This is a genomic window from Brevibacterium sp. CS2 (assembly GCF_005280295.1).
Taxonomy (GTDB): Bacteria; Actinomycetota; Actinomycetes; order Actinomycetales; family Brevibacteriaceae; genus Brevibacterium; species Brevibacterium pityocampae.
In genome coordinates, this window is sequence record NZ_CP040020.1 from 2,646,363 (window position 1) to 2,672,192 (window position 25,830).

Annotated in this window: 21 protein-coding genes and 4 tRNA genes; 5 read left to right on the forward strand and 20 right to left on the reverse strand. The window is 70.0% G+C overall.

Annotation, left to right across the window (positions count from 1 at the left end):
• Positions 1–70: 70 nt before the first annotated feature.
• Complete coding sequence (locus FDF13_RS11925) at positions 71–643, forward strand: hypothetical protein (protein ID WP_137319836.1); 573 nt, start codon at positions 71–73, stop codon at positions 641–643.
• A gap of 4 nt (positions 644–647) precedes the next feature.
• Here FDF13_RS11925 and FDF13_RS11930 read toward each other — a convergent pair whose 3' ends face one another.
• The 14 genes from FDF13_RS11930 to FDF13_RS15485 form a co-directional block, all read right to left on the reverse strand.
• Complete coding sequence (locus FDF13_RS11930) at positions 648–2,957, reverse strand: bifunctional (p)ppGpp synthetase/guanosine-3',5'-bis(diphosphate) 3'-pyrophosphohydrolase (RefSeq protein ID WP_137319837.1); 2,310 nt, start codon at positions 2,955–2,957, stop codon at positions 648–650.
• Between the two features lie 48 nt (positions 2,958–3,005).
• Positions 3,006–4,061 carry a protein translocase subunit SecF gene (secF, locus tag FDF13_RS11935; protein WP_137319838.1) on the reverse strand — a complete coding sequence of 352 codons (1,056 nt, stop codon included), beginning with the start codon at positions 4,059–4,061 and terminating at the stop codon, positions 3,006–3,008.
• Positions 4,058–6,226: a protein translocase subunit SecD gene (secD, locus tag FDF13_RS11940; RefSeq protein ID WP_254668791.1), complete on the reverse strand. Its 2,169-nt coding sequence runs from the start codon at positions 6,224–6,226 to the stop codon at positions 4,058–4,060. The genes secF and secD overlap by 4 nt, the downstream gene beginning before the upstream one ends.
• Positions 6,227–6,280: 54 nt before the next feature.
• The gene (gene yajC, locus FDF13_RS15480) at positions 6,281–6,865 is read right to left on the reverse strand and encodes a preprotein translocase subunit YajC (RefSeq protein ID WP_302630558.1); all 585 of its coding nucleotides are present in this window, start codon (positions 6,863–6,865) and stop codon (positions 6,281–6,283) included.
• A 156-nt stretch (positions 6,866–7,021) separates the two neighbouring features.
• Entirely contained in the window at positions 7,022–8,089 is a 1,068-nt protein-coding gene (gene ruvB, locus FDF13_RS11950) for a Holliday junction branch migration DNA helicase RuvB (protein WP_137319840.1), read from the reverse strand.
• Positions 8,086–8,685, reverse strand: coding sequence for a Holliday junction branch migration protein RuvA (gene ruvA / locus FDF13_RS11955; RefSeq protein WP_137319841.1), 600 nt, complete (start codon positions 8,683–8,685; stop codon positions 8,086–8,088). The genes ruvB and ruvA overlap by 4 nt, the downstream gene beginning before the upstream one ends.
• Before the next feature lie 129 nt (positions 8,686–8,814).
• Positions 8,815–9,414 carry a crossover junction endodeoxyribonuclease RuvC gene (ruvC, locus tag FDF13_RS11960; protein ID WP_137319842.1) on the reverse strand — a complete coding sequence of 200 codons (600 nt, stop codon included), beginning with the start codon at positions 9,412–9,414 and terminating at the stop codon, positions 8,815–8,817.
• Complete coding sequence (locus tag FDF13_RS11965) at positions 9,414–10,169, reverse strand: YebC/PmpR family DNA-binding transcriptional regulator (RefSeq protein WP_137319843.1); 756 nt, start codon at positions 10,167–10,169, stop codon at positions 9,414–9,416. The genes ruvC and FDF13_RS11965 overlap by 1 nt, the downstream gene beginning before the upstream one ends.
• 176 nt (positions 10,170–10,345) lie before the next feature.
• Positions 10,346–10,825, reverse strand: coding sequence for an NUDIX hydrolase (locus tag FDF13_RS11970; RefSeq protein ID WP_137319844.1), 480 nt, complete (start codon positions 10,823–10,825; stop codon positions 10,346–10,348).
• Entirely contained in the window at positions 10,822–11,442 is a 621-nt protein-coding gene (gene pgsA, locus FDF13_RS11975; protein ID WP_137319845.1) for a phosphatidylinositol phosphate synthase, read from the reverse strand. The genes FDF13_RS11970 and pgsA overlap by 4 nt, the downstream gene beginning before the upstream one ends.
• A 4-nt stretch (positions 11,443–11,446) precedes the next feature.
• A complete protein-coding gene (locus FDF13_RS14850) occupies positions 11,447–13,495 on the reverse strand; it encodes a prolyl oligopeptidase family serine peptidase (RefSeq protein ID WP_254668792.1) in 2,049 nt (682 codons plus the stop codon).
• Complete coding sequence (locus FDF13_RS11985) at positions 13,492–14,109, reverse strand: HIT domain-containing protein (RefSeq protein WP_137319846.1); 618 nt, start codon at positions 14,107–14,109, stop codon at positions 13,492–13,494. Before FDF13_RS11985 ends, FDF13_RS14850 begins: the two co-directional genes overlap by 4 nt.
• Position 14,110: 1 nt before the next feature.
• Positions 14,111–16,111 carry a threonine--tRNA ligase gene (gene thrS / locus FDF13_RS11990; protein WP_137319847.1) on the reverse strand — a complete coding sequence of 667 codons (2,001 nt, stop codon included), beginning with the start codon at positions 16,109–16,111 and terminating at the stop codon, positions 14,111–14,113.
• 217 nt (positions 16,112–16,328) lie between these two features.
• Complete coding sequence (locus FDF13_RS15485; protein ID WP_137319848.1) at positions 16,329–17,504, reverse strand: DUF308 domain-containing protein; 1,176 nt, start codon at positions 17,502–17,504, stop codon at positions 16,329–16,331.
• 1,041 nt (positions 17,505–18,545) lie between these two features.
• Between FDF13_RS15485 and FDF13_RS12005 the strand changes: the two genes are divergently transcribed.
• Positions 18,546–19,799, forward strand: a complete 1,254-nt coding sequence (locus FDF13_RS12005) for an IS256 family transposase (RefSeq protein ID WP_137319849.1) — start codon at positions 18,546–18,548, stop codon at positions 19,797–19,799.
• A gap of 480 nt (positions 19,800–20,279) precedes the next feature.
• On the opposite strand, the gene FDF13_RS12010 is transcribed toward FDF13_RS12005, so the two are convergent.
• The 4 genes from FDF13_RS12010 to FDF13_RS12025 all read right to left on the reverse strand — a co-directional run bounded on the left by FDF13_RS12010 (position 20,280) and on the right by FDF13_RS12025 (position 20,677).
• A tRNA-Val gene (locus tag FDF13_RS12010) sits at positions 20,280–20,351 on the reverse strand.
• A gap of 59 nt (positions 20,352–20,410) precedes the next feature.
• Positions 20,411–20,482: transfer RNA gene (locus FDF13_RS12015), tRNA-Val, on the reverse strand.
• 27 nt (positions 20,483–20,509) lie between these two features.
• Positions 20,510–20,580 (reverse strand) — tRNA-Cys (locus tag FDF13_RS12020).
• A gap of 24 nt (positions 20,581–20,604) precedes the next feature.
• Positions 20,605–20,677 (reverse strand) — tRNA-Gly (locus FDF13_RS12025).
• Between the two features lie 193 nt (positions 20,678–20,870).
• Here FDF13_RS12025 and FDF13_RS12030 point away from each other — a divergent pair.
• Positions 20,871–21,341, forward strand: coding sequence for a TIGR02611 family protein (locus FDF13_RS12030; protein WP_254668793.1), 471 nt, complete (start codon positions 20,871–20,873; stop codon positions 21,339–21,341).
• Between the two features lie 36 nt (positions 21,342–21,377).
• On the opposite strand, the gene FDF13_RS12035 is transcribed toward FDF13_RS12030, so the two are convergent.
• Both FDF13_RS12035 and zapE read right to left on the reverse strand, forming a co-directional pair.
• Entirely contained in the window at positions 21,378–22,286 is a 909-nt protein-coding gene (locus FDF13_RS12035) for a PPK2 family polyphosphate kinase (protein ID WP_254668794.1), read from the reverse strand.
• A 2-nt stretch (positions 22,287–22,288) separates the two neighbouring features.
• Positions 22,289–23,311, reverse strand: coding sequence for a cell division protein ZapE (gene zapE, locus FDF13_RS12040; RefSeq protein ID WP_137319850.1), 1,023 nt, complete (start codon positions 23,309–23,311; stop codon positions 22,289–22,291).
• Between the two features lie 248 nt (positions 23,312–23,559).
• Here zapE and FDF13_RS12045 point away from each other — a divergent pair, with 248 nt between their 5' ends.
• Positions 23,560–23,829: a hypothetical protein gene (locus FDF13_RS12045; protein WP_137319851.1), complete on the forward strand. Its 270-nt coding sequence runs from the start codon at positions 23,560–23,562 to the stop codon at positions 23,827–23,829.
• A gap of 319 nt (positions 23,830–24,148) precedes the next feature.
• Positions 24,149–25,804 (forward strand): family 16 glycosylhydrolase, encoded by a 1,656-nt coding sequence (locus FDF13_RS12050; protein WP_137319852.1) that lies wholly within the window; start codon positions 24,149–24,151, stop codon positions 25,802–25,804.
• Positions 25,805–25,830 lie beyond the last annotated feature (26 nt).

The following is a 25,830-nucleotide window of genomic DNA, read 5'->3' on the forward strand; positions in this document are numbered from 1 at the left end:
CGACGTCGGTCTGTCCACAGCTGCGCGGTCGCTGTTGCCCCGGCCCGCCCGACGCCGGAGCATGGAGCGCATGGACGATGTGCTGCGGATCGGCGAACCGCTGACCTACACCGAGCTCATGGACCTCGCGCTCGACGGGCTCGTGTTCCGGCTCACCGACAGCTGCTGGGTGCCGGTCGGCACGCGCGTCGATGCGGAGCTCCGGGCGCGGGCGCTCGGCCGGCCGGCGGCGCGCGGGCTCGTGCTCTCCCACCACTCGGCGCACTGGGTGTGGTGGGGCGTGGGCACCGGCCCGACGACCCGCGAGTACACGACGCGCAGCCGGCGCCGGGCGCGGCGGGCGGACGATCCGTGGATCACCTACGAGCGCTGGGTGCAGGGGGGCGACCTCGCCCGGGTCGCCGGGATCGAGGTCACCGCTCCGGCGCGCACGCTCTACGACCTCGTGCTGCTGGCGTGGGAGGACTCCGGCGACGAGGAGCAGGCGGCGGCGAGGCTGCGACGGCCGGCCGCCCAGGTGCCGGCGGCGGAGCGGGCCGAGTTCCTCGACTACCTCGACGACCAGTACCGGCGGCCGCACGTGCGCGCGCTGCGCCGGGTCGCGGCGCAGGTGTTCGGCCCGGACGGGGCCGGCGGGGCTTGAGCGATCAGCCGCCGGTGATGCGGTAGACGTCGAACACCCCGTCGACGCGGCGCGCCGCGGAGAGCACGGTGTCGAGGTGGTTGGCATCGCCCATCTCGAACACGAACCGCGATTGCGCGACGCGCGCCTTCGAGGTCGCGACGGAGGCGGAGAGGATGTTCACGTGGTTCTCGGTGAGGACCTTGGTGATGTCGGACAGGAGGCCGGCGCGGTCGAGGGCCTCGACCTGGATCTGCACGAGATACACCCCGGAGCTGTGCGCGGACCACTCGACGTCGACCATCCGGTCGGGCTCGCGGCGCAGACCAGCGACGTTCGAGCAGTCCGCCCGGTGCACCGACACCCCGGCCCCGCGGGTGACGAAGCCGACGATCTCGTCGCCAGGCACCGGGGTGCAGCAGCGGGCGAGCTTGACGAGGATGTCGTCGGCGCCCTTGACGCGCACCCCGGACGTCGAGGAGTGGTGGCCGCGGGACTTGCCGGTGGGATTCGTCGGCGCGGGGTAGTCCTCGGGCTCGTCCCCGGCGACCTCCTTGGCCAGCAGGTCGACGACGTGGGCGGCGGACATCGTGCCGTTGCCGATCGCGGCGTAGAGGCCGGACACGTCGCCGAGCCGCTGCTCATTGGCGACGACGACGAGGGCCTCCTGGCTCATGAGCTTCTCCGCGCTGAGCCGGTGGCGGCGCATCGCCCGGGCGAGCTGGTCCCGCCCGGATTCGATCGCCTCCTCGCGCCGCTCCTTGGAGAACCACTGCCGGATCTTGTTCCGCGCCCGCGGGCTCTTGACGAATGCGAGCCAGTCGCGGCTCGGCCCGGCGTTCTCGTCCTTCGAGGTGAACACCTCGACGACGTCGCCGTTCGCGAGGGCGGTGTCGAGGGCGATGAGGCGGCCGTTGACGCGCGCGCCCATGGTCTTGTGCCCGACCTCGGTGTGGACGGCGTAGGCGAAGTCGACCGGGGTCGAGTCCGCCGGCAGGGAGACGATGTCGCCCTTGGGGGTGAAGACGTACACCTCCTTCGAGTTGACCTCGAAGCGGAGGTTGTCGAGGAACTCGTCCGGGTCGCTCGTCTCGCGCTGCCAGTCGAGCAGCTGGCGCAGCCACGCGATCTGGTCGACCTCGCCGGAGTCCCCGACCTTCGCCGTGCGGTCCCCGGCGCCGCTGAACGCGGCGGGGTTGACCCGGCGGCGGTCCTTGTACTTCCAGTGCGCGGCGACGCCGAACTCCGCACGGCGGTGCATCTCGCGGGTGCGGATCTGGATCTCCACCGGCTTGCCGTAGGGCCCGATCACCGTGGTGTGGAGGCTCTGGTACATGTTGAACTTCGGCATCGCGATGTAGTCCTTGAAGCGCCCGGCCACCGGCGACCAGCTGGCGTGGACGTGGCCGAGCACCGCATAGCACTCGCGCACCGTCTCGACGAGCACGCGCACCCCGACGAGGTCGTAGATCTCGGCGAAGTCGTGGCCGCGGACCACCATCTTCTGGTAGATCGAGTAGTAGTGCTTGGGCCGCCCGGAGATCGTGTAGTCGATCTTCGACTCGCTCAGCTCCGCGCCGAGCTCCCGGGACACGATGCCGAGGTACTTCTCCCGCTCCGGGGCGCGCTCGGCGACGAGCCGGACGATCTCGGAGTAGACCTTGGGGTAGAGCACCTGGAACGACAGGTCCTCGAGCTCCCATTTGATCGTGTTCATGCCCAGCCGATGGGCGAGCGGGGCGAAGATCTCGAGGGTCTCGGTGGCCTTCTTCGTGCTCGAGGCGGCGGGCACGTACTTCCAGGTGCGGGCGTTGTGGAGGCGGTCGGCGAGCTTGATGACGAGCACGCGGATGTCGCGCGACATCGCGACGATCATCTTCCGCACCGTCTCCGACTGCGCGGCGGAGCCGTACTCGATCTTGTCGAGCTTGGTCACCCCGTCGACCATCACGGCGATCTCCTCGCCGAAGTCCGCGCGCAGCCGATCGAGGCTGTACTCGGTGTCCTCGACGGTGTCGTGGAGGAGGGCAGCGGCGAGGGTCGTCGGGGTCAGGCCGATCTCGGCGAGGATCGTGGCGACCGCCACCGGGTGGGTGATGTAGGGGTCGCCGCTCTTGCGCATCTGCCCGTCGTGCGCCTTCTCCGCCACCCGGTAGGCGCGGAGCACGACGTCGATGTCGGCCTTGGGGTGGTTGTGGGCGACGGCCTGGAGCAGCGGTGCGAGCGCCTTGGGGTGCTCCGGGGTCTGCTGGCTGCGCGCCGTCCACCACGCCAGGCGCGAGAACCCCCGGGAGCGCTTCGCCGCACCGGCGGCGTCATCGACGGACTGCGCCATGCCTCGCCCCTTCTCTCGAACCTGCTCGGACCATCGTACTCCGGCGGCTCAGGCGCGTGCGGACTCCGCGCGCTCGGCCTTCGCGAGCTCCTCGTCCTCGAACAGCACCGGCGCACGATCGGGCAGGCCGAGCCGTTCGCGGGTCTCGTCGACGAGCTGCTCCTGCTCCTGCACGGCGTCCTCCCGGCTGCGCAGCCAGGCGTAGAACGGCGAGGCGACGAACAGGGTCGAGGCGGCCGCGACGATCGTGCCGATGAAGAGCGAGAGCGAGATGTCGGTGAGCGTGCCGGCGCCGAGCAGCGCGACGCCGATGAAAAGGATCGCACCGATCGGCAGCACCGAGATCACCGAGGTGTTGATCGAGCGCACGGTGGTCTGGTTGACGCCGAGGTTGACGAGCTCGGAGAACTTCATCCGCCGGTTCGACTCGTAGTCATCGGTGTTCTCCCTGATCTTGTCGAACACCACCACGGTGTCGTAGAGGGAGAAGCTCAGCACGGTGAGGAAGCCGATCATCGCCTCGGGGGTGACCTCGAAGCCGAGCGTCGCGTAGATCCCCATGGTGACGATCATGACGACGAACAGGCCGACGATCGCGGCGAGCGACATCTTCCACGTGCGGAAGTACAGGGCCATGACGACCATCGCGATCGCGACGAAGATCACGAGCGCGCGGATCATCTTCTCGGTGACGTCCTGCCCCCAGGTGGGCCCGACGAAGGTCGAGGTGACGTCCTCGTTGTCGACCTCGTAGGCCGCCACGAGCGACTCGCGCACCTGCTGCATCTCGTCGTCGGTGAGCTGGTCGGTGGTGATCCGCAGCGAGGTGTCCGAGGTCGGCACGACGTTCGGCTCCGCGCCGGGCACCACGGAGGTGATCGCCTCGGTGCCGATCGTCTCGTCGGTCTCGGAGGTGTTCGCGACGTGGAACTCGCTGCCGCCGGTGAAGGCGATCCCGAAGTTGAAGCCGTTGACGAGTGGCACGATGACGGAGGCGACGAGCACGACGGCCGCGATCGACAGCCACAGCTTCGTCTTCGGCACGAACGGGATCGACCTGCGCCCGCTGTGGAGGTCGTTGCCCCAGGCGAAGAACTTCTTCATCGTGCATCCCCCTCGGGCTCCGGGTCCGTCCCGGTCTCGGCGATGTCCTCGGTCGGCGCGCTCGCCTCGGCATCCTCGGCGGCGGCCCGGCGGGTGCGCGCCTTGCGCTCGGCGAGCGAGAGCTCTGCGGAGCCTGCGGTGTCCGGATCCGCGTCATCCGATTCGAGCAGCGCGGTCGACCCGGAGCGGTCGGACAGGCTGCGCCCGGACTTCCGTTCGGCGAGCGACCGGCCGGCGGTGCCGGCCCGCTTGCGTTCGGCGGCCGCCTGCCGTCGCTTCGCCTCCCCGAAGGAGCGGCGCTTGGAGGACTTCTCCTTCGCCTTCTCCATGTCGAGTCCCATCGCGCCGCGGTAGGCGGCCTGCTTGACGCCGAGCTGCCGCGGGTCCATGCCCGACATCGGGTGCCCCTCGCCGAAGAACCGGGTGCGGGCGAGCACCTGGAGCATCGGGTGGGTGAAGAGCACGACGAGCAGCACGTCGACGATGACGGTGAGGCCGAGCGTGAATGCGAAGCCGCGGACGTTGCCGACGGCGAGGATGTAGAGGATGACCGCGGCGAGCATGTTCACGGCCTTCGAGGCGTAGATCGTGCGCTTGGCGCGGTCCCAGCCGATCTCGACTGCGGAAACGAGGCGGCGTCCCGAGCGGATCTCGTCGCGGACGCGCTCGAAGTAGACGATGAAGGAGTCCGCGGTCATGCCGATGCCGACGATGATGCCGGCCATGCCGGCGAGCGACAGGCGGTAGCCGTAGCGCCACGACACGAGCAGGAGGAGCAGGTAGGTCAGCACTCCGGCCACCGCGAGGCTCGACACCGTGACGAGGCCGAGCATGCGGTACTGGACCAGGGAGTACACGACGACGAGGAGCAGGCCGATCACGCCGGCGAGCACGCCCTTGGCGAGGTAGTCGGAACCGAGCGTCGGGGAGATCTGCTGCTCGCTCTGCACCTGGAAGCTGATCGGCAGCGCGCCGTTCTTCAGCTGGTTGGCGAGCGTCTCCGCCTCCTCCTGGCTGAAGTTCCCGGTGATCTGGGCGCGGCCGTCGGTGACCGGGGTGCGGGACTCCGGGGCGGACAGCACGAGTCCGTCGAGGACGATCGCGAACTGGTTGTACGGCGGCTGCTGGCCGGTGATGGCACCGGTGATCTGACCGAACACATCGGCGCCGTAGTCGTCGAACTCGAGGGTCACGGCGAGGTTGTTCGTCTGCGTGCCGGCCGAGGACATCTCGTAGCCGAAGCTCGCGTCGGTGACGTGGGAGCCGTCGAGCTCGACGGGGCCGAGCACGAACTTCGCGGAGCCGTCCTGGGCGCACGCGACGATGGGCTCCTCGGCCGGGCCGCTGTCGCCGCCGGTGCGGTTCTCCGGGTCGGTGCAGTCGAGCTCGGCGAACCGGGCGAGGATCTCCTCATTCATCCACGAGGTGTCGCCGATCGGGTCGAAGCGCGGGAAGGTCTCGGCCGCCTGGTCCTCGGCGCCGCCCTCGGCCGGTGCCTCGTCGGCGGGCGCCTGCTCGTTCGAGCCGGCCGGGCCGGGCACCGCTCCCCCGGCCTGCGCGGGGTCTTCGGCAGCGGGGTCGACGTCGGCAACGGGGTCCTTGGCAACGGCCGGTCCGAAGACCGCTCCGCCGCTCTCGGGCTGTTCGGCGTCCTCGGGCGCACCCTCTCCGGCGCCCTCCTCGCCGGTGCCGAGGAGCTCGTCGAGGCGCTGCTGCTCCTCCTCGGAGAGCTCGGGCCCGGCGGGGACCTCCTCCTCGACAGGCTCCTCATCGGTCTGCGGCTCCGGGGCGGCGACGACGGCGACGCGGCGGAAGGCGAGCTGCGCGGAGGAGCGGACGAGGTCGCGTGTCTCCTCGTCGGGATTGCCGGGCAGGTTGACGACGATGTTGCGGTCGCCCTGGGTGGTGATCTCCGCCTCGGACACGCCGGTGGCGTCGACGCGCTGACGGATGATCGATACGGCCTGCTCGAGCTGCTCGGTGGTGATCGAGGCGTCCTCGACCTGCGGCTCGAGGATGATCGAGGTGCCGCCCTCGAGGTCGAGCGCGAGGTTGGGGCTCCAGACGGCGGTGGACCAGATGGAGCCGCCGGCGATGAGGGCGATGAGGCCAGCTGTGAGGATTCCCAGCCAGGTGAAGCGCAGTCCCGGACGGGGCTTATTCACAGGTGCGGACACAGATCGGTCTTCCGTTCGTGAGGGGTGGGCAGCGGTGCGGGATCAGCGCTCGCCGCGCGGCTCGCCGGTCGTGCCGTCGATGTCGGTGCGAGGGGTGTCGGCGTCTGCGTCGGCGTCCACGGTGGTCTCCGGGGAGGTCTCCGAGCCGGGGGTCGACTGCTCGCGGCGGCGGGCCTCGTTGATCGCGTCGAGCTCGGCGTCGGTGATGCGGCGGCGCTCGGCCTCCTCGGCGGTCTCGGCCGGGGTGTCCTCGACGGGAGCATCGGCGGCGTCCGCGCCGGCGGGTGCATCAGGCGCGGTATCGACGACCGGGCCGGCGTCCTCGCGGGCCGCGGTGTCCTCCCCGAGCGCGGGATCGGCCGGTGCGGCCTCGACGGGGGTCTGGATCTGACCGATCGCCTGGCGGTGCACGCGCAGCACGGTGCCCGGCCCGCTCTCCAGGGTGACCTCCATCTTCTCGGCGTCGACGGCGACGACCGTGCCGTAGACGCCGAAGGTCGTCATGACCTCGACGCCCGGGACGAGGTTGTCCGAGATCTGTCGCATCCGCGCCTGCTGCTTCTTCCGCGAGTTGAACATGAAGAAGATGAGCAGGGCGCCGAGTCCGACCAGAAGGAGAATGTCCACGTCAGGGCCAGCCTTTCGCTGAGGAGATCGGGGCCGGCGCACGGTGCGCGCACGGCCGCCGCTGTTGGGAGCCAGTGATCCAGTGTAGTGGCCGGGGTGTCTCCGTCCCAATCGCCTGATCAGGGTCGTCGTCGAGGGGCGTCGGCGGCCGGCGGCTCAGAAGCCGAGCGTGCCATCGGGCGGGGTGAGCCCGAGGTGGGCCCAGCCGTCCGCAGTGGCGACCCGGCCGCGCGGGGTCCGCGAGATCAGGCCCTCGCGGACGAGGAACGGCTCGGCGACCTCTTCGACGGTCTCCGGCTCCTCCGCGACGGACACGGCCAGCGTGCTCAGTCCCACCGGGCCGCCGGCGAACCGCGTGCACAGGGTGGAGAGCACGGCGCGGTCGAGCCGGTCGAGGCCCCGCTCGTCGACCTCGTAGACCTCGAGCGCGGAGCGTGCGGCGGGGAGGTCGACGACCCCGGTGCCGCGCACCTGCGCCCAGTCCCGGACGCGGCGCAGCAGCCGGTTGGCGATCCGCGGGGTGCCGCGGGAGCGGGAGGCGATCTCCTGCAGACCGGTCTCCGAGGCCTCCATGCCGAGCATCCGGGCCGAGCGCACGAGCACGGTCTGCAGGTCCGCGACGGTGTAGAAGTCCAGGTGGCCGGTGAATCCGAAGCGGTCGCGCAGCGGGGCGGGCAGCAGGCCGGAGCGGGTGGTGGCGCCGACGAGGGTGAAGGCCGGGAGCTCGAGCGGGATCGCGGTCGCGCCGGGCCCCTTGCCGACGATGACGTCGACCCGGAAGTCCTCCATCGCGACGTAGAGCATCTCCTCCGCGGCGCGGGCCATGCGGTGGATCTCGTCGATGAAGAGCACCTCTCCCTCCTCGAGCGAGGACAGGATCGCGGCGAGGTCGCCGGCATGCTGCACGGCCGGGCCGGAGGTGATACGGATCTGCGAGCGCATCTCGTGGGCGATGATCATCGCCAGCGTCGTCTTGCCCAGGCCCGGCGGGCCGGACAGGAGCACGTGGTCGGGGGCCTTCCCGCGGGCGGCGGCGGCGTCGAGGACGAGGGAGAGCTGCTCGCGCACCTGCGGCTGGCCGATGAAGTCGCCGAGGCCCTTCGGTCGCAGGGCGGCCTCGGCGGCGCGCTCGACCTCCCCGGCACCGGCCCGGGTGAGCCGTTCGAGCTCGGCCCCGGTGGGCTCCTCGGCGCCGAAGTCGACCTCGTAGCTGCGGTCGCTCATGTGCGGGCCCCGAGCGCGCGCAGCGCAGCCTTGAGGAGCTCCGACACGGTCGGGTCATTCAGCCCGGCGGCGGTGTCCTCGACCGCGGACTCCGCCTGGGCCTGACGCCAGCCGAGTCCGACGAGCGCGTCGACGACCTGGGCGGCGACCGCCGGGGGCGCGGCCGGGGCGCGACCCGGTGCGGGCCGGGCGACGCTCGTGTCGATGTTCCCGGCGAGCTCGAGCATGAGCCGGGCGGCGACCTTCTTGCCGACCCCGGGCACCTTGGTCAGCGGCACCTGGTCGCCGCTCGCGATCGCGGCGCGCAGCTCGTCCGGGGACAGCACGCTGAGCACCGCGAGCGCCAGGCGGGGGCCGATCCCGGAGATCGTCTGCAGGGTCTCGAACAGGTCCCGCTCGTCCTCACCGGCGAAGCCGTAGAGGGTGAGCGAGTCCTCGCGCACGACGAGCACGGTGTGGAGATCGATCTCGGCGCCGTGGCGGGTGTCGGCGGCGAGCTGCGGGGTGACATGGACGCGGCGTCCGAGGCCGGCGGTGACGACGGTGAGGCTGTCGGCGCGGACGGAGTGCACGCGGCCGGAGATGAAGGTGATCACTCGAACTCCTGTGGGAACGGATGTACGAATACGAGTGTATCCGCACCGGGTCCGCCGCACCGGTCAACCGGGCTCGGTTCGGCGCGTCACGCCGGTCGCGGGCCTCCCGCCGGGGCGCGACGCCTCACCTCAGCGGCGAGAGCTGCGCAGCGCGGCCGCCCACTGCTCCTGGGCCCGCGTGAGGCCGGCGCCCTGCCGGGTGGCGGCCTGCCGGGCGAGGAGGTCCTTCGTGGGGCCCGGGGTCGAGGTCGCCGCGGTCGCTCCGCGCCACAGGTGGCAGATCGCCAGCGCGAGCGCGTCGGCGGCGTCGGCCGGGGTGGGCGGGGCGTCGAGGCGGAGGATGCGGGTGACCATGCGGGTCATCTGTTTCTTGTCCGCCCGGCCGTTGCCGGTGATCGCGGCCTTGACCTCGGAGGGCGTGTGCATCGCCACGGGGATCCCGCGGCGTGCGGCGAGCCCCATGGTGAGGCCGGACACCTGGGCCGTGCCCATGATCGTCGACACGTCGTTGCGGGCGAACACCCGCTCGATGCTCACGACATCGGGCCGGTGCTCGTCGAGCCAGGTGTCGAACGCCTCGGCGAGCGCCCCGAGCCGGACGTCCACGGAGTCGCCGGCCGGGGTGCGCACGACGTCGACCGCGACGAGCTCGGCGGTGCGGGCGGGTCGGGAGTCGATGACCCCGAGGCCGCACCGGGTGAGCCCGGGGTCGACGCCGAGGATGCGCATCAGTCGGCGTCGAGCTCGGCGAGGACCTCGTCGGAGACGTCCGCATTGGAGTACACGTTCTGCACGTCGTCGAGGTCCTCGAGGGCGTCGATGAGGGAGAACACCTTGCGCGCCGTCGCAGCGTCGAGCGGCACCTCGACATTGGCGACGAACGCGGCCTCGGCGCTGTCGTAGTCGATGCCCGCATCCTGCAGCGCGGTGCGCACCGCGACGAGGTCGGTGGCCTCGCTGATGATGTCGAAGGTCTCGCCGTGGTCCTTGACCTCCTCGGCGCCGGCGTCGAGGGTCGCCTCGAGGACGGCGTCCTCGTCGGTGCCCGCGGTCGGCACGGTGACGACGCCCTTGCGGTTGAAGTTGTAGGACACGGAGCCGGGGTCGGCCATCGACCCGCCGTTGCGGGTCACCGCGACACGGACGTCGGAGGCCGCGCGGTTGCGGTTGTCGGTGAGGCACTCGATGAGGAGGGCGACGCCGCCGGCGCCGTAGCCCTCGTACATGATCGTCTGGTAGTCGACCCCGCCGCCGTCGAGCCCGCCGCCGCGCTTGACCGCGCGCTCGATGTTGTCGTTGGGGACGGAGGACTTCTTGGCCTTCTGGATCGCGTCGTAGAGCGTCGGGTTGCCGTCGGTGTCCGGGCCGCCGTTGCGGGCTGCGACCTCGATGTTCTTCACGAGCTTGGCGAACAGCTTCCCGCGCTTGGCATCGATGGCCGCCTTCTTGTGCTTGGTCGTGGCCCATTTGGAGTGACCTGACACTGATGTCTCCCTGCGATCGTTAGCGATGTGCGCGAGCCGCAGGGTGCGCGGCCTGCGCTTCCGGTCCGGGGTTCATTGTAGCGCCGCGGCACCGCGACACGGCCGTCGGACGCGCGGCGGATGCGTTGGGCCGGGCGCATGTGGCCGGGCAGGATGCGCTGGGCCGGACGGCCAGGTCAGTCGAGCACGAGCGGCACAGCCGGTGCCGTACCCGAGCGCACGAGGTCCATGAGCTCGGTGAGGCGCGAAGGGTAGACGGTCGCCGTGGTCCGGCGCAGCTCGTCCTGGGACCACCAGCGGCCGCCGACGATCGAGCGCTTCTCGACCTCGGTCCACACGGCGTCGGCGAGGTCGAACTCGTCCTCGCTCACGAGGCCGAAGAACACCTCGTCCTGGTGGAGGGTGCGCTCGGTGAACTCTATCACCGCCCGGCGGGTGGCGAGCGGCCCGAGCAGCTCGGCGGGCTCGCACACGAGACCGGTCTCCTCGGCGAGCTCGCGGGCCGCGGTCTGCTGGGGCGTCTCCCCCATCTCCGCTCCCCCGCCGCAGGTGAGCCACCAGCGGCGGGAGTCGTCGTGGAGGTCGCGGGCGTGGAGGAGGAAGACCTCTCCGGCCGCGTTGAGCAGCACCACGCGGGCTGCGGTCCTGATCTTCACCGGTCGTCCTCCTCATGGGCGAGCTGGCGGTGGACGGCGACGATGCGCTGGCCGATGGTGATCGAGCACAGCACCATGAGCACGGCGAGGGCGACGGTGAGCACGACGTCGGGGAGACCGAGCCCGACGAGGCCGGTGACGACGAGGGTGACGAGGAGGCGGTCGGCCCGCTCGGCGATCCCGCCGGCCGCCGTCACGCCCAGGCCTTCGGCCTTGGCTCGGACGTAGGACACGATCGAGCCGGTGACGAGCACGCCGAGTGCGAGCAGCGCGGTGAGCGGGTCCTCGGCACCGAGGAAGTACCACAGGGCGATGCCGACGAACACCGCGGAGTCGGCGAACCGGTCGAGGGTCGAGTCGAGGAACGCGCCCCAGGTCGAGCGGCGGTCCGCGAGGCGGGCCATGATGCCGTCGAGCATGTCGCCGAACACGAAGAAGGTGATGACGACGGTGCCCCAGAACAGGTGCCCGAAGGGGTAGCCGAGCAGCGCCCCGGCGCACACGCCGAGGGTGCCGATGACCGTCACCGCATCCGGGGTCAGGCCGATCCGCAGGAGCAGCCGGGCCACCGGGGTGAAGAGCGCGGTGAACGCCCGGCGGGCGATGCTGTTGAGCATCCGCTCAGTCCTGTTCTCCGGTGCCGGGGGCCCCGTCGGCAGCGGGGGCCCTCGAGCCGGGAGCGAACACGCGGGACCACCAGTCGAGCACGGCCTCGAAGCGCTGGATCCGGTGCCGGGGGCGGCCGGACCGGGACAGCTCGTGGTTCTCCCCGGGGAAGACGAGGAGCTCGCTGGGCACCCCGGCGCGCTGGAGCGCGGCGAAGTACTGCTGGGCCTGCTCGAGCGGGCAGCGGTGGTCGAGCTCGGAGTGCATGACGAGGGTCGGGGTGCGGACTGCGGGGACCCGGCCGAGCGGCGACTGCCGGGCGATCTCCTCGGGGTCCGTGCCGGTGTACCCCTCGGAGAAGAAGCGGCCGATGTCGGAGGTGCCGATGAAGCTCTGCGGGACGAGGTAGCCGCGCTCGACGATCGCACCGGCGAACCGCTGGTCGGACCCGATGATCATCGCGGTGAGGTAGCCGCCGTAGGAACCGCCCTGGATCCCCAGGCGTTCCGGGTCGAGCTGCGGGTGGGCCACGAGAGCGGCCTCGAGCACGGCGAGGACGTCCGCCGCAGCGGGGTCGGCGAGGTCGCCCTGGACCGCCGCACCCCAGGCGCGCCCGCGGCCGTGGGAGCCGCGGGGGTTGCTCCACACGACGCCGTACCCGGCCTCGACGAGCACCTGCGTCTCGTCGAACAGGGCGTGCGAGTACTGGGCGAAGGGCCCGCCGTGGATGTTGAGGATCACGGGGAAGGGTCCCTCGCCGCGCGGCATCGCGACCCAGCCGTGGATCTCGCCGAGCGGGCTGTCGGCGGCGATCGGGGTCGGGATCACCGGGTCGGCGATCCGGCTGAGCGCGGTGAGCGCCTGCGGGGCCGAATCCCGGCTGCCGAGCCGGTGGACCTCCCCGGCGCTCGCCGGGGTCCCGGCGGTGTAGACGAGGGAGCCGTCGGGCAGCTCGACGAGGCCGTCGACCACGTGGTCGGCCGGGGTGAGCGGGTCGAGGTCCGCGGCCGTCGACGGAGTGCTGGTCCCGTCGATCGGGATGCGCACGATGCGCTGCGCGCCGTCGGAGACGGTGACCGCGAGGACGGAGCCCTGCCGGGACAGGGCGGGGGCGATGTCGGCGAGCTCGACGCTCTCCTCGTCGGTGAGCCGCACGGTGGTCCCGGTGGCACGGTCGTGGCGATGGAGGCCGAGGGTCCGGGCGACGAAGTCGGTCGCGCCGCCGGCTCGGGAGCTCGCGGTGAAGAGGAGGGTGGAGTCGTCGAGCCAGAGGTGATGCGACACCGCGACGTCGCCGAGGTCGAGCGGGGTCGCCTCCTGTTCGCCCACGAGCCAGACGGTCGAGCGGGTGTCGACGTCCGCGTCGCCGGAGGGCACGTCGGCGATGACGCTGAGCACGCTGCCGGACGGCGAGTACTGCGGGTCGCGGACGTCGCCGGCGGGTGCGGGCAGGCGCTGCGGCTCCGGCACGTCCTCGGCCCCGAGCAGGCCGGTGGTGTCCGTGGCGTCGTCCGCTGCGGCAGGCGCCGGGCCGGCGGCAGGTGCGGTGAGGGGGGTGAGGAACAGCCGGGCCGGGCGGTCGAGCACGTAGCCGACCCCGTTCGAGAGGTACTTCGCCCGCGTGATGCGGCGCGGCGCCTCGGCCTCGGGTCCGATGTCCGGGTCGGTGCCGTAGCGGCCGGGTTCGGGCTCGCGAGCGACCCAGGCGGCCGCCGCGCCGTCGGGGCGCAGCGCGAACGCGCTGACGCCCAGAGGTGCGTCCGTGACGGGACGGGCCTCCCCGGTCCCGGTGGCGATGTGGAGCTGCGGGCGCGCGTCCCGGGCGGCGCGGAGGAGTCCCGCGGCCCGCCCGGCGAAGCGCAGTGCGCTGTCGTGCCAGCCGTGGGTGACCCGCTCCGGGGCGGCCCCGGGCCGGTCGGGATCGACGGCGAAGAGCTGGGACAGGGTGGTGTCGGAGTCCGGGTGCGGGCGGGCGATCTCGACGAGCACCGTCGCGGGGTCGTGCGGGGAGCGGACCGGATGGGTGACGGTGTGGAGGTGGGCGACGTCGGAGAGCTTCATCATCGGTTCCACGCCTCCGCGAACAGCTGCTGCACCTGGGAGTGGACCTGGGGCAGCGCCTTCGTCTGCGCGACGATCGGCAGGAAGTTCGCATCGCCGATCCAGCGCGGCACAAGGTGCTGGTGGAGGTGCGCGGCGATCCCGGCGCCGGCGAGCTGGCCCTGATTCATCCCGATGTTGAAGCCGTCCGGGCCGGACACCGCGCGCACGACGCGCATCGCCTGCTGGGTGAATTCTGCGAGTTCGATGGTTTCCTCCGGGGTGAGGTCGGTGTAGTCCGCGACGTGGCGGTAGGGGCAGACGAGGAGGTGGCCGGGGTTGTACGGGTAGAGATTGAGGATCGCATACACCGTGGTGCCGCGGGCGACGATGAGCGCATCCTCGTCGGACTTCTCCGGGGCCAGGCAGAAGGGGCAGGCGTGTTCGGTCGCGTCGGCCGGCTTGTCCTGCCCCCCGATGTAGACCATGCGGTGCGGGGTCCACAGGCGCTGCAGGCCGTCCGGCTCACCGGGGAAGCCGGCGGCCGCCTCGGGCTCGGGGATCCCCGGGGATGCGTGGGATGCGGCAGTCCGGTCCGCGGGGTCCGCGGCAGGCTGCTCAGGGCTGCTGCCGCTCATGTCAGACCTGCGCCTTCGTCGCGATCGCCTCGGTGATCATCTCGACCGCCCGGTCCACCGGCACCCCGTTCTCCTGGCTGCCGTCGCGGTACCGGAACGACACGGCGCCGGCCTCCTGGTCCTCACCGCCGGCGATGAGGATGTAGGGGACCTTCTCCTTGGTCGCGGTGCGGATCTTCTTCGGCATCCGGTCGTCGGAGTCGTCGACCTCGACCCGCACCCCTGCGGCCCGCAGGCGCGCGGCGATGTCCTCGAGGTAGGGCACGAAGGGCTCGGCGACGGGGACGCCGACGACCTGGACGGGGGCGAGCCAGACCGGGAACGCAGCGGCGTAGTGCTCGACGAGCACGCCCATGAAGCGCTCGATGGAGCCGAACTTCGCAGAGTGGATCATCACCGGCTGCTTGCGGGTGCCGTCGGAGGCCTGGTACTCGAGGCCGAACCGCTCGGGCTGGTTGAAGTCGTACTGGATCGTCGACATCTGCCAGGTGCGGCCGATCGCGTCGCGCGCCTGCACGGACACCTTGGGGCCGTAGTAGGCCGCGCCGCCGGGATCCGGGACGAGTTCGAGCCCGGTCTCCGAGCACACCTCCTCGAGCACCGCGGTGGCCTTCGCCCACTGCTCGTCGGAGCCGATGAACTTGTCGCTCTCCGGATCACGCGTCGAGAGCTCGAGGAAGAAGTCGTCGAGCCCGAAGTCGCGGAGCAGATCGAGGATGAAGTCGAGGAGGTGACGGATCTCGTCAGGTGCCTGCTCCTCGGTGACGTAGGAGTGGGAGTCGTCCTGGGCGAAGCCGCGCACGCGGGTGAGGCCGTGGATGACGCCGGACTTCTCGTAGCGGTAGACGTGCCCGAACTCGAACAGGCGCATCGGCAGCTCGCGGTAGGACCGGCCGCGGGAGCGGAAGATCAGGTTGTGCATCGGGCAGTTCATGGCCTTGAGGTAGTACTCCATGCCCGGCTTGACGACGGTGCCGTCGGCGTCGACGACCTCGTCGACGGTCATCGGCGGGAACATCGTGTCCGCGTAGTACGGGAGGTGGCCCGAGGTGTGGAAGAGCTCCTCCTTGGAGATGTGCGGGGTGCCGACGTACTCGAAGCCGGCCTCGACGTGCCGGCGGCGGACGTAGTCCTCCATCTCGCGCTTGACGATGCCGCCCTTGGGGTGGAACACGGGCAGGCCGGAGCCGATCTCGTCGGGGAAGGAGTAGAGGTCGAGCTCAGTGCCGAGCTTGCGGTGGTCGCGCTTCTCCGCCTCGGCGATGCGATGCTGGTAGGCCTTGAGGTCGTCCTTCGACGCCCAGGCGGTGCCGTAGACGCGCTGCAGGGTGTCGTTGGCCTGGTCGCCGCGCCAGTAGGCGGCCGAGGACTTCGTCACGGCGAAGCCGTTGCCGATGAGCTTGGTGCTCGGCAGGTGGGGCCCGCGGCACAGGTCCTCCCACACGACCTCGCCCTTGCGATTGCGGTTCTCGTAGATCGTGAGCTCGCCGGCACCGACCTCGACGGAGGCCTCGGCGTCCTGGCCGGCATTGCCCTTGTCCGCGACGAGCTCGAGCTTGAAGGGTTCGTCGGCGAGGCGGGTGCGGGCCTCCTCGTCGCTGACGGCGACGCGGTGGAAGGTCTGCCCCTCCTTGACGATGCGCTGCGCGCGCTTCTCGATGGCCTTGAGATCCTCGGGGGTGAAGGGCTCGCCGACCTGGAAGTCGTAGTAGAAGCCGTCGGTGATGTAGGGGCCGATGCCCAGGCGGGTGCCGGGGAAGAGCTCCTGCACCGACTGCGCGATGACGTGCGCCGCGGAGTGGCGCAGGATGTCGAGGCCGTCCTGGTCGGCGAGCGTGATGGGAGCGATCGAATCGCCGGCCGTGAGCTCGCGGTGGAGGTCGGCGGGTGCACCATTCAACCGGATCGCGATGACCTCCGGGCGGTCCGCGTAGACCGCGGCCCCGGTCATCCCCTCCTCGAACGGGATGTCGGATCCGTCGAGATGAATGGTGTCTGACACTGCGGAGCTCCTCGGTCTGGCGGTTTCTGGTGTGTCGTGCGAACGCGTAGTGCAGTCTATATCGTGCCCCGGACATCGGACGGCTCACCGAGGGGATTCCGAGTGATGCGGCGATGGTCGGGGGGCCGCTGCGGGGTGATCGGCGGCGGGAGAGCGGACGGCGTGGGGCCGCCCGCTCCCCGGAGGGAGTGGACGGCCCCGGCGGGCGCAGCGGTGGTCAGCCGCGGGTGAAGATGTACGGGTTGCCGATGCCCTGGTCGGAGTTGCTGATCGCGACCGAGAGCTCGATCGAGTCGATGTCGGCCTCCGGCACCATGAAGCCCATGACGAAGGTCTCCGACTCGCCGGCCGGCACGGGGGCGAAGGACAGCCCGCCGTCGTACTCGGCGCCGTTGAAGACGTCCTCGCAGGTGCCGCCCGAGTAGGTGCATTCGATCAGCGGGAAGCCGGGGTCGAACTCCTCGCCGGAGGTGTTGTCGATGGTGAACTCGACGCGGGCGATCTCACCGCCGGTCGCCGGGGCGGAGAACTCCTCGACCTTGTCCGCGCCGACGGAAGCACTCATCGTCACACCGTCGGTGAGGGTGACGCCCTCGCCCGATGCCGGGGGTGCGGCGTCCTCGGTCTCCTCGGGAGCCGCTGCGGTCGATTCCTCGACGGGTTCGCTGGGCTCCTGCGCGGGGTCGCTGTTCGGGTCGGCCGGCGCAGTGCTGGCGGCGCCGGTGCTCGACTGCTCCACCTGGTCGACGAACCAGAAGGTGCTCGCGATCGCGAGGACGATGGAGAGCACGATGGCCAATGCACCGAGGATGAGACCGGTGATGCTCAGGCCCTTGTTCGTGGCCTTGCCCTTCTTGGCGGCGTTGAGGCCGACGAAGCCGAAGATCACGGCGACGATGCCGACGACGAGGGCGAAGATGCCGATGAAGATGCCCGCGATCGGGATGAGTGCGCCGAAGGAGCTCAGCAGGGCGAGGATGCCGGCGATGAGGGCGAGGATGCCCCAGATGTTGCGTGCCTTGGGGTCGCCGCCGCCGTAGCCGTAACCGGAGTTGTAGGGGTCGTTGCCGTCGTAGGCGGGACTGAACTGGTCGCTGCCGTAGGCCTGCGGGCCGCTGCCGTAGCCCTGCTGGTCATATCCCTGCTGCCCGTAGCCCTGCTGGTCGCCGTAGCCACCGGCGGCCTGGTACTCGGGCTGGCTGCCGTACTGGTCGCCGTAGCCGCCGGGCTGCGAGCCGTAGCCCTGCTGATCGCCGTAGCCGCCGGGCTGCGAGCCGTACTGCGGAGCCTGGTAGCCCTGGTCGGAGCCGTAGGAGCCGCCGGCCTGAGGATCGGGCTGGTTGCCGTACGGATTGTTCGGATCAGAGCCGTAGGGGTTCTGAGGTGAGGACATCGTTGCGCCTGCACTTTCTGCGTTCGCAGGGATGATTCGTGATCGTGACAGATCCAGGTTAGCGGCAGTCCCGGGGAATCCGTGCCACCGTCCGTTCCAATTCGAGAACAACATGCATTCCGAATCGGCACGCGACCGTTCCGAACCGGCAGGTGACCGGTCGTCGGCGCCGGAGCGTGCCATCTCCACACTCTGTGCGCTGTCCGTGCTCACAGCCGTGGGGTGCTGCTGCGCGCGCCTCGAGAACCGTGATCGGCTGGGTGCCGTCGAAGGGCGTCCGGCGCCAGTCGCCACCCACAGCGGTGAGCTCGAAACCGGCGCGCTCCAGCTGTGCGGTCAGGACATCGTGGTCGTGGAACATCAGTTCCAGCTCTTCGACGATCTGCTCGTCGGTGATCTCGCGGTGGGTGTGGGTACCCTTGAGCCCCTGGCCCGGGTCGAGCTCGCGGGTCGTAGTCGACCGTCGGCCACGAGCCGACCCGCGGAAAGCACACCGTCTCCTCGAGGTTCAGGCCCGTTCATCCGGCACGGTGGGCGCTGAGGTACGCACGGAACCATTTCTCCTGCGCACTCCCCCGCCGGTACCCGGTTCCCGGTCCGGCGACCGACGGCCGCAGTCGGATGAGCCGCACAACTGGGGCACGGGCGCTGCCGCCCGCCCCATCGGGCAGCAGATCGCCCTGGTCGGAAGCCGCCGGTGCGCCCTGTGGTGGGGGTGCACCACGGCTGGGAGGCGAGTGTGCTGGTTGCCAGTACGCTCCTCCGATCGACGGCGGCGTGGCCGCCTCATAGCGCGCACCGGTCGGGGTCGTGACGATGAGCCGGCCGGGGTCCGCCTCGTGCGTCCACCCCGGGTTCTCCTTCACGTCATTGCACGCCGCGCACAACCCCGAAGCATTCCTGAAATCTGTCGCCCCCGGGTAGTGCCCCATAGAGTGGTGTAACGCACGGAGGCCCGGGCACATCGCTCCTGATGTGGACGCGGCCACCGTGTGATCCTTCGAGTCAACCTTCCAAGAATCCTCGAACGGAGTCACAACGATGACCGCTCCTCACATTATCGACCCTGCCGGCCTGCTGGGTGAAGCCCTGTCCGAAGCCTCCCCGGACATGATGCGTACCCTGCTGCAGACCATGATCAATACCCTGCTGTCCGCGGACGCCGATGCCGTTGTTGGTGCCGAGTGGGGCAAGTCCTCCCCGGACCGGACGGCCAGGCGTAACGGCTACCGCCACCGGGAGCTCGACACCCGGGTCGGGACGCTCGACGTGGCCATCCCGAAGCTGCGACAAGGCACGTACTTCCCGGAATGGCTGCTCGAGCGCCGCAAGCGTGCAGAGTCGGCTCTGATCACGGTCATCGCGGACTGCTACCTCGCCGGAGTCTCCACGAGACGGATGGACAAGCTCGTCAAGACCCTGGGCATCAACGCGTTGTCGAAGTCCCAGGTCTCCCGGATGGCAGCGGATCTCGATGAGCAGGTCGAGGCTTTCCGCCACCGGCCCCTCGATGAGTCCGGCCCGTTCACGTTCGTCGCCGCCGACGCGCTGACGATGAAGGTCCGCGAGAACGGACGGGTGGTCAACGCCGTCGCCCTGCTGGCCACTGGCGTCAACGGTGATGGTCACCGAGAGGTCCTCGGACTGCGGGTGGCCACCAGTGAGACAGGGGCGGCGTGGAACGAGTTCTTCGCTGACCTCGTCGCCCGTGGGCTGGCTGGGGTCCGTCTGGTCACGTCCGACGCCCACGCCGGGTTGAAGGACGCGATCGCTGCGAATCTGCCCGGCGCGGTGTGGCAGCGCTGCCGGACTCACTACGCGGCGAACCTGATGGGCATCACCCCGAAGTCCATGTGGCCGGCGGTGAAGGCGATGCTGCACAGCGTGTACGACCAGCCCGACGCCGCGGCCGTGGATGCCCAGTTCGATCGGCTCTTGGACTACGTGACTGAGAAGCTGCCGCAGGTCGGCGAGCATCTCGACGTGGCGCGGGCGGACATCCTGGCCTTTACCACGTTCCCGAAGGATGTCTGGGCCCAGATCTGGTCGAACAACCCTGCCGAGAGGCTCAACCGTGAGATCCGTCGCCGGACCGACGCCGTGGGGATCTTCCCTAATCGGTCCGCGATCGTGCGGCTGGTCGGGGCGGTGCTGGCTGAGCAGACCGATGAATGGGCCGAAGGGCGCCGCTACCTCGGGCTCGAGGTCCTGGCCCGTTGCCGACTCACGGCCGTCGAGAACACCGGAGACGAGGTGAGCACCGACACCGACATCCCACTCGAACTCAGCGCCTGAGACCCCTAACGAAGGATCCAACCGCTACACCACTCCAAGGGACTTGACCCGCCCCCGTCACGATGCGGTCTCGCGTGATCGATATGCCGGATCGGAGCATCGCGGGCCCCAGCGCCAGCGACAGCCCCGGTCACAGGCACGCCGTGGCGAGAAGGGCACCTCAGCGGTGAGGCGAGAGGGCACCGCGGCAATGGCGGTGCCGAGAGCGAGCGGCCACCTCAGCCGAGGGATGCCGGAACAGGCGGTCACCTCGCCTGCGGGCGTCACAGCAACGGGAAGAGCACCTCGGCAGCGGATGCGGGACGCCACGGGGACCCCGCGCCACGGCAGCTCGGCACCTGTTCGTTCGGAGGGTTCTGAGGCCTCCCGGCACCCATCGACATTGCGAAGAATCGCGGAATCGCTCTCAGGAACCTTCGTAAATTGAGGGGTGAATGCGGAGAGTGCCGGGTGGATGTCCACCCGGCACTCGTCCTGCTGTGCGCGATACTGGGATCGAACCAGTGACCTCTTCCGTGTCAGGGAAGCGCGCTACCGCTGCGCCAATCGCGCTCATCCGCTCCGACAAGATGCCGAAGGGCTGTGCACTGGAGACCCGTGAGGGCCTGCCGTGCGCGATACTGGGATCGAACCAGTGACCTCTTCCGTGTGAAGGAAGCGCGCTACCGCTGCGCCAATCGCGCTCTGCCCGTCTGACCGGGCCGAACCTGAGGTGGAGAGGGGATTCGAACCCCCGTATACGGCTTTGCAGGCCGCTGCCTCGCCTCTCGGCCACTCCACCGTGAGACGGCCAGGCCTGTCTCCGAGCGGACGACGGGATTCGAACCCGCGACCCTCACCTTGGCAAGGTGATGCTCTACCAGCTGAGCCACGTCCGCATGTCTCCGGGATCTCCCCGGCAACGAAAAACCACTCTATACGGTCACCTCCCCGATGCCAAATCTCCATCGGCATCCGGTCGCGTGACGCTCCTCACACCCGATCCGGACGAGGCGCACTCACCTGCGAGGACGCCTCCCCCGGTCCACCCGGTTCAGCGAGCTCCCACGCGCGATCAATACACTGGAGCGCGTGGGAGCGAGGGACACGAGACCGGCGGGCTGGCTGTCGCGTTCGCACAAGCACGGCCCCTCCTGGTTGCGCCGTGCCCGCCTGGGCTTCTTCCGCTGGCGCGCGACGATCCACCGCAACCCCCAGGCCTCGTTCGTCTACAAATGGTGCGTCGGCACCCTCGGCGGGCTCATCATCGCCGGCGGGCTCGTGCTCGTACCGCTGCCGGGCCCGGGCTGGGTCATCGTCTTCGTCGGCGTCGCGATCGTCGCCTCCGAGTTCGAATGGGCGCGCGACCTCCTCCACTGGGGCCGAGCACTCCTCCACCGCTGGACGGTGTGGCTGACCCGCCGCCACTGGAGCGTCCGCCTGCTCGTCGCCGGCGCCACCTGCGCCTTCGTGCTCGCCGTGGTATGGACGATGCTGCGCCTCATCGGCCTGCCGTCCTGGGTGCCCGGCTGGCTCGTCCCCGGCTGGCTCGGCCTCGACTAGCTGTGATGTCCAGGGAGGTTGTACCGCCTCGCAGCGCTAGGACTTCTTCGGCCTGCTCGCCTCGAGTCGTGCAAGCTCCGCGGCCGGGTCGAAATCGCCCTGCGGCCATTCGAGACCGAGCTGCTGGAGCTCGTTGATGAGGATCCGGGTGACGGCCCAGCGCGAGTACCACTTCCGGTTCGCCGGCACGACGAACCATGGTGCCCCGGCGCGTGAGGTCCGGTCGAGCACGTCCTGGAACGCTGTCGTGTAGTTCCCCCATGCGGCACGATCGGAGATGTCGGATGCGGAGTGCTTCCACTGCTTGTCGGCCCGGACGAGACGGTCGCGCAGCCGCTCCTCCTGCTCGTCGGGCGAGATCGTGAGCATGACCTTGACCACGCGGATGCCGCTCTCGTGGAGGCCCTCCTCGAACTCGTTGATGACGTCGTAGCGCTCCTCCCACACCTTCTGCGGGGCCAGGCCGTGCATCCGCACCGCGAGGATGTCCTCGTAGTGGGAGCGGTCGAACACGCCGATGTTGCCCCAGCGCGGCAGCCGCCGGTAGACGCGCCACAGGAAGTAGTGCGCCGCCTCCTCCGCGGTGGGCACGCCGAACGCCGCGACCTCGACGCCGTGCGGGCTCAAAGCGCCGACGACGTGTTTGACGAGCCCGCCCTTCCCTGCGCTGTCGCGACCCTGGATGATGAGCAGCACCGAGTGCTGGAGGCCGTTGACGGCGGCGTTGGCGAACAGGCGCTCCTGGAGGTCGGAGAGCACCGCGTTGTCGAGCGACTGCGCGATCTTCCCGTCGGCCTTACCGCCGGAGAACCCGGGTGTGGCCTCGGGGTCGACGGCATCGAAGCTGTTGCCGGGAGCGAACCGGAGGAGGTCGGCGACCTCGCTCGGTGCGGCCTGCGGGACGTTGGCCGCGAGCGGCGGCACCTCGGCGGGCCGGATCTTCACACTCACTTCTCCTCCCGGCCGGCCAGCGCGGTGAGGCGCGACAGGCAGCGGAGATACTTCTTCTTGTAGCCGCCGGCGAGCATGTCGTCGGTGAAGACCGCGTCGAGACGGGCGCCGGAGTTGTGGATGTCGACGCCGCGGTCGTACATCCGGTCGACGAGGGCGACGAACCGCAGCGCGACGCCCTCGTTCTCGATCGTCTCGACATCGTCCCAGAGAACCGCGTCGACGTCACCGAGCATCCGGCCGTAGCGCGAGGGGTGGACGGTCGAGAGGTGGTCGAGGAGCTCCCCGAACCGATCCCGGGCGACGATGCCCTCGGCGTTCCCCGCGAGCTCGTCGAGCTCCGCTGAGGTGAGCGCCTCGGGCGGGGTGGGCGCTCCGCGGTGGCGGTAGTCGTCGCCGTCGATCCGCTGCACCGAGAACTGATCGGCCAGCGCCTGGATCTCCCGCAGGAAGTCCTGGGCGGCGAAACGTCCCTGGCCGAGCGCGCCGGGCAGGGTGTTCGAGGTGGCGACGATCTTCACCCCGGCGTCGGTGAGCTCGCGCATGAGACGGGACATCATCACCGTGTCGCCGGGGTCGTCGAGCTCGAACTCGTCGATGCACACGAGCTTCATCTGCGAGAGCTGCTCACGAGCCTTCTGGAATCCGAGCGCTCCGATCAGGCTCGTGTACTCGACGAAGGTGCCGAACGTCGCCGGTTTGTCGTGGGCGTGCCAGGCCGAGGCGAGGAGGTGGGTCTTGCCCACGCCGTAGCCGCCGTCGAGGTAGACGCCCTTGGTGGCACCCTTCTTCTCGCCTCCGCCGAACAGTTTGGCGAGCATCCCCTGCTTGGGCTTCGCGGTGACGAAGTCACGCAGCGTGTCGCGGGCCTCGGCCTGCGAGGGCTGGGCGGGATCCGGCCGGTAGCTGTCGAAGGACACGTTCTCGAAGTGCGGCGGCGGGACGAGACCGGCGATGAGCTCGTCGGGGGCGACCCGCGGGTTCCGGTCCGTCAGCGCGACGGTCTGCGATGCATTCACAAGGCACAAGTCTACTCAGGCCGCCCGCCCGCGGACCCGCCGCCGGGGGGCGATTGCCACAGCCGGTCGCGACTCTCGGGTAACTTGGTCAGTGACGACACATGCATCACTCAGCAGATTCCAAAGTTTCGGTCGGGTGCACACGGCTCTCCGTCGTGCACACTCCAGATAGGTCCTCGACGATGACGATCTCGCTCCGCACACTTCTCCGTTCGGTTCTCGCTGCTGTGATCTGCGTGGTGATGCTGGTGAGCACGCTGCCTGCAGCCGCGGCTGCGGGCGCGGTCACACCCATCGCCCCGAAGTTCAATGACACGAACGGCACCGTCTACATCAACGAGCAGCACGGAGTGCGCTTCCACATCGACGTCGACGGGACCGAAGTCACCAAGGACGGCCTGCCCTACGCCCGACCCGGCACGTTCACCGCGGAGCACGGGATCCGCGCCGGCGTCCCGATCACCGTCACCGCGGTCTCTGCAGGACCCCCGACCGTGCTCACCGGCACCACCGAATGAACGCACACCCTCACGGTGCACGAACCGGTCACTCCGATCCCCCCGAAGTTCAACGACGGGCCCTGATCCGGTCATCCCTCAGGGACCGACCTTCGACGACTGGGAACCCTCGGTGCGGATCCCGGCCGATCGCGGCGTCCGCTATCACATCGACGTCGACGGGACAGCAGTCACCAAGGACGGCCTCGATTAGGCCAAGCCCGACCGATACACCGCTGCCGATGGCATCCGGACCGGAGTGCCGATCACCATCACTGCGGTGTCGGCAGGCCCACCGACTGTCATCGGCGGGACCACGGAATGGACGCACGAGTTTCCGGTGCGACTGGACCGTCCACTGGACGCGGGCGACGAGTTCGACGACGAATCTCCGCTGCCGGGCACCGGCTGGACCGTCTACGACACGACCCGCTCGAATCTCCCTTCCGATGTCAACACGATCCATACAAAAGATGCCGTGCGAGTCCGCGACGGCGACCTCGAGATCCGCACTGCCCGGCACTGCCTGACCGGCGACGAGATCGCCTCGGCGGAGAACGAGAGCCCGGACGGAGCGGTGTGCCCGGAGGGTACCCGCACGATGTACACCTCGGGTCGGATCAACACCGATTTCCTCTACGACGCCCCGTTCGAGATGGAAGTCAGGGCACGGATGTCCGATGACATGATCGACGGCATGTATTTCGCAGCGTGGCTGCTCAATGATCAGCCGTACTGCACGGCACCCGGGGTCGAGAAATCGCAGATGACGGAGATCGACACCACGGAGGTGCTGTCGGCGCGCGCCAAGACGACGAACACCACCCATGTGACGTGCGAGAAGCGCGAGAACGCCACCGGCACCCGACGGGACGGGCACAGCATGCCCGGGCAGATCGCGGGAGCGTGGAACACCTACCGGATGACCTGGGACGGCTACGCGGTGCGCTACTACTTCAACGATCAGCTCGTGCCGTCGGTCCGCGGACAGACACCCGAGACCACTGCCGAGACGCTCCGGATGGAGGTCGACGAGTTCCGGAGCGCGCTCAACGACCACCCGTATCAGATCATCATCAACTCCTACGTCTTCCCCGACACGGTCACCTGGGTGCCGCCGCCGAAGCACGATGAGCCCTTCCCCGCCCGTGTCGACCGGGTCGACTACCTGCGGATGAAGCCGCTCGACGACGTGTACCCCCGTGGTGCGATCGGCCGCGAGTGGTCGAGCACCGACGAACTCGGCGCCCCCGTCTCCCCCGAACAGGATGCCGGGCCGGCCAGCGCCCGCAAGCAGGAGTTCGAGCACGGCACCGTCTACTGGTCCCCGGACACCGGAGCCCACGCCGTCACCGGCGCCATCGCACGCACGTACGAGGATCTCGACGGGCCCGAGGGGTCACTCGGACTGCCGACTTCCGATGAGCGCGCGCTCCGCGACGGCGGTGCGTCTCAGAGCTTCGAGGGTGGTCAGATCCACTGGTCACGCGACGCCGGAGCCCACGCCACCCGCGGCGCCATCCAACGCCACTGGCGCTCCCAGGGCTGGGAGAACGGTCGGCTCGGATACCCCACCAGTGAGGAGACCCGCACCGACGCAGGAGCAGCCACCCAGACCTTCCAGGGCGGCACCCTCTACTGGACCGCGAAGACCGGAGTCACCACCACCCGCGGCGCCATCGCCACCCGCCACCGCACCCACGGCGGACCCGACGGCTGGCTCGGCCTCCCCCTCGCAGACAAAGGACGACTCCGCAAGAACGGCGGCGCCTCCCAACGCTTCGAGGGCGGCCAGATCCACTGGTCACGCGACACCGGAGCCCACGCCACCCGCGGCGCCATCCAACGCCACTGGCGCTCCCAGGGCTGGGAGAACGGCCGGCTCGGCTACCCCACCAGTGAGGAGACCCCCGTCGCAGGCGGAGGGGTGCGCCAGACCTTCGAGGGCGGCACCCTCTACTGGCAGCCGGGACGCGGCGTCCGCGTCGAGAACTGAGAGCCCCTGAGCCCCTGGCGGACCCG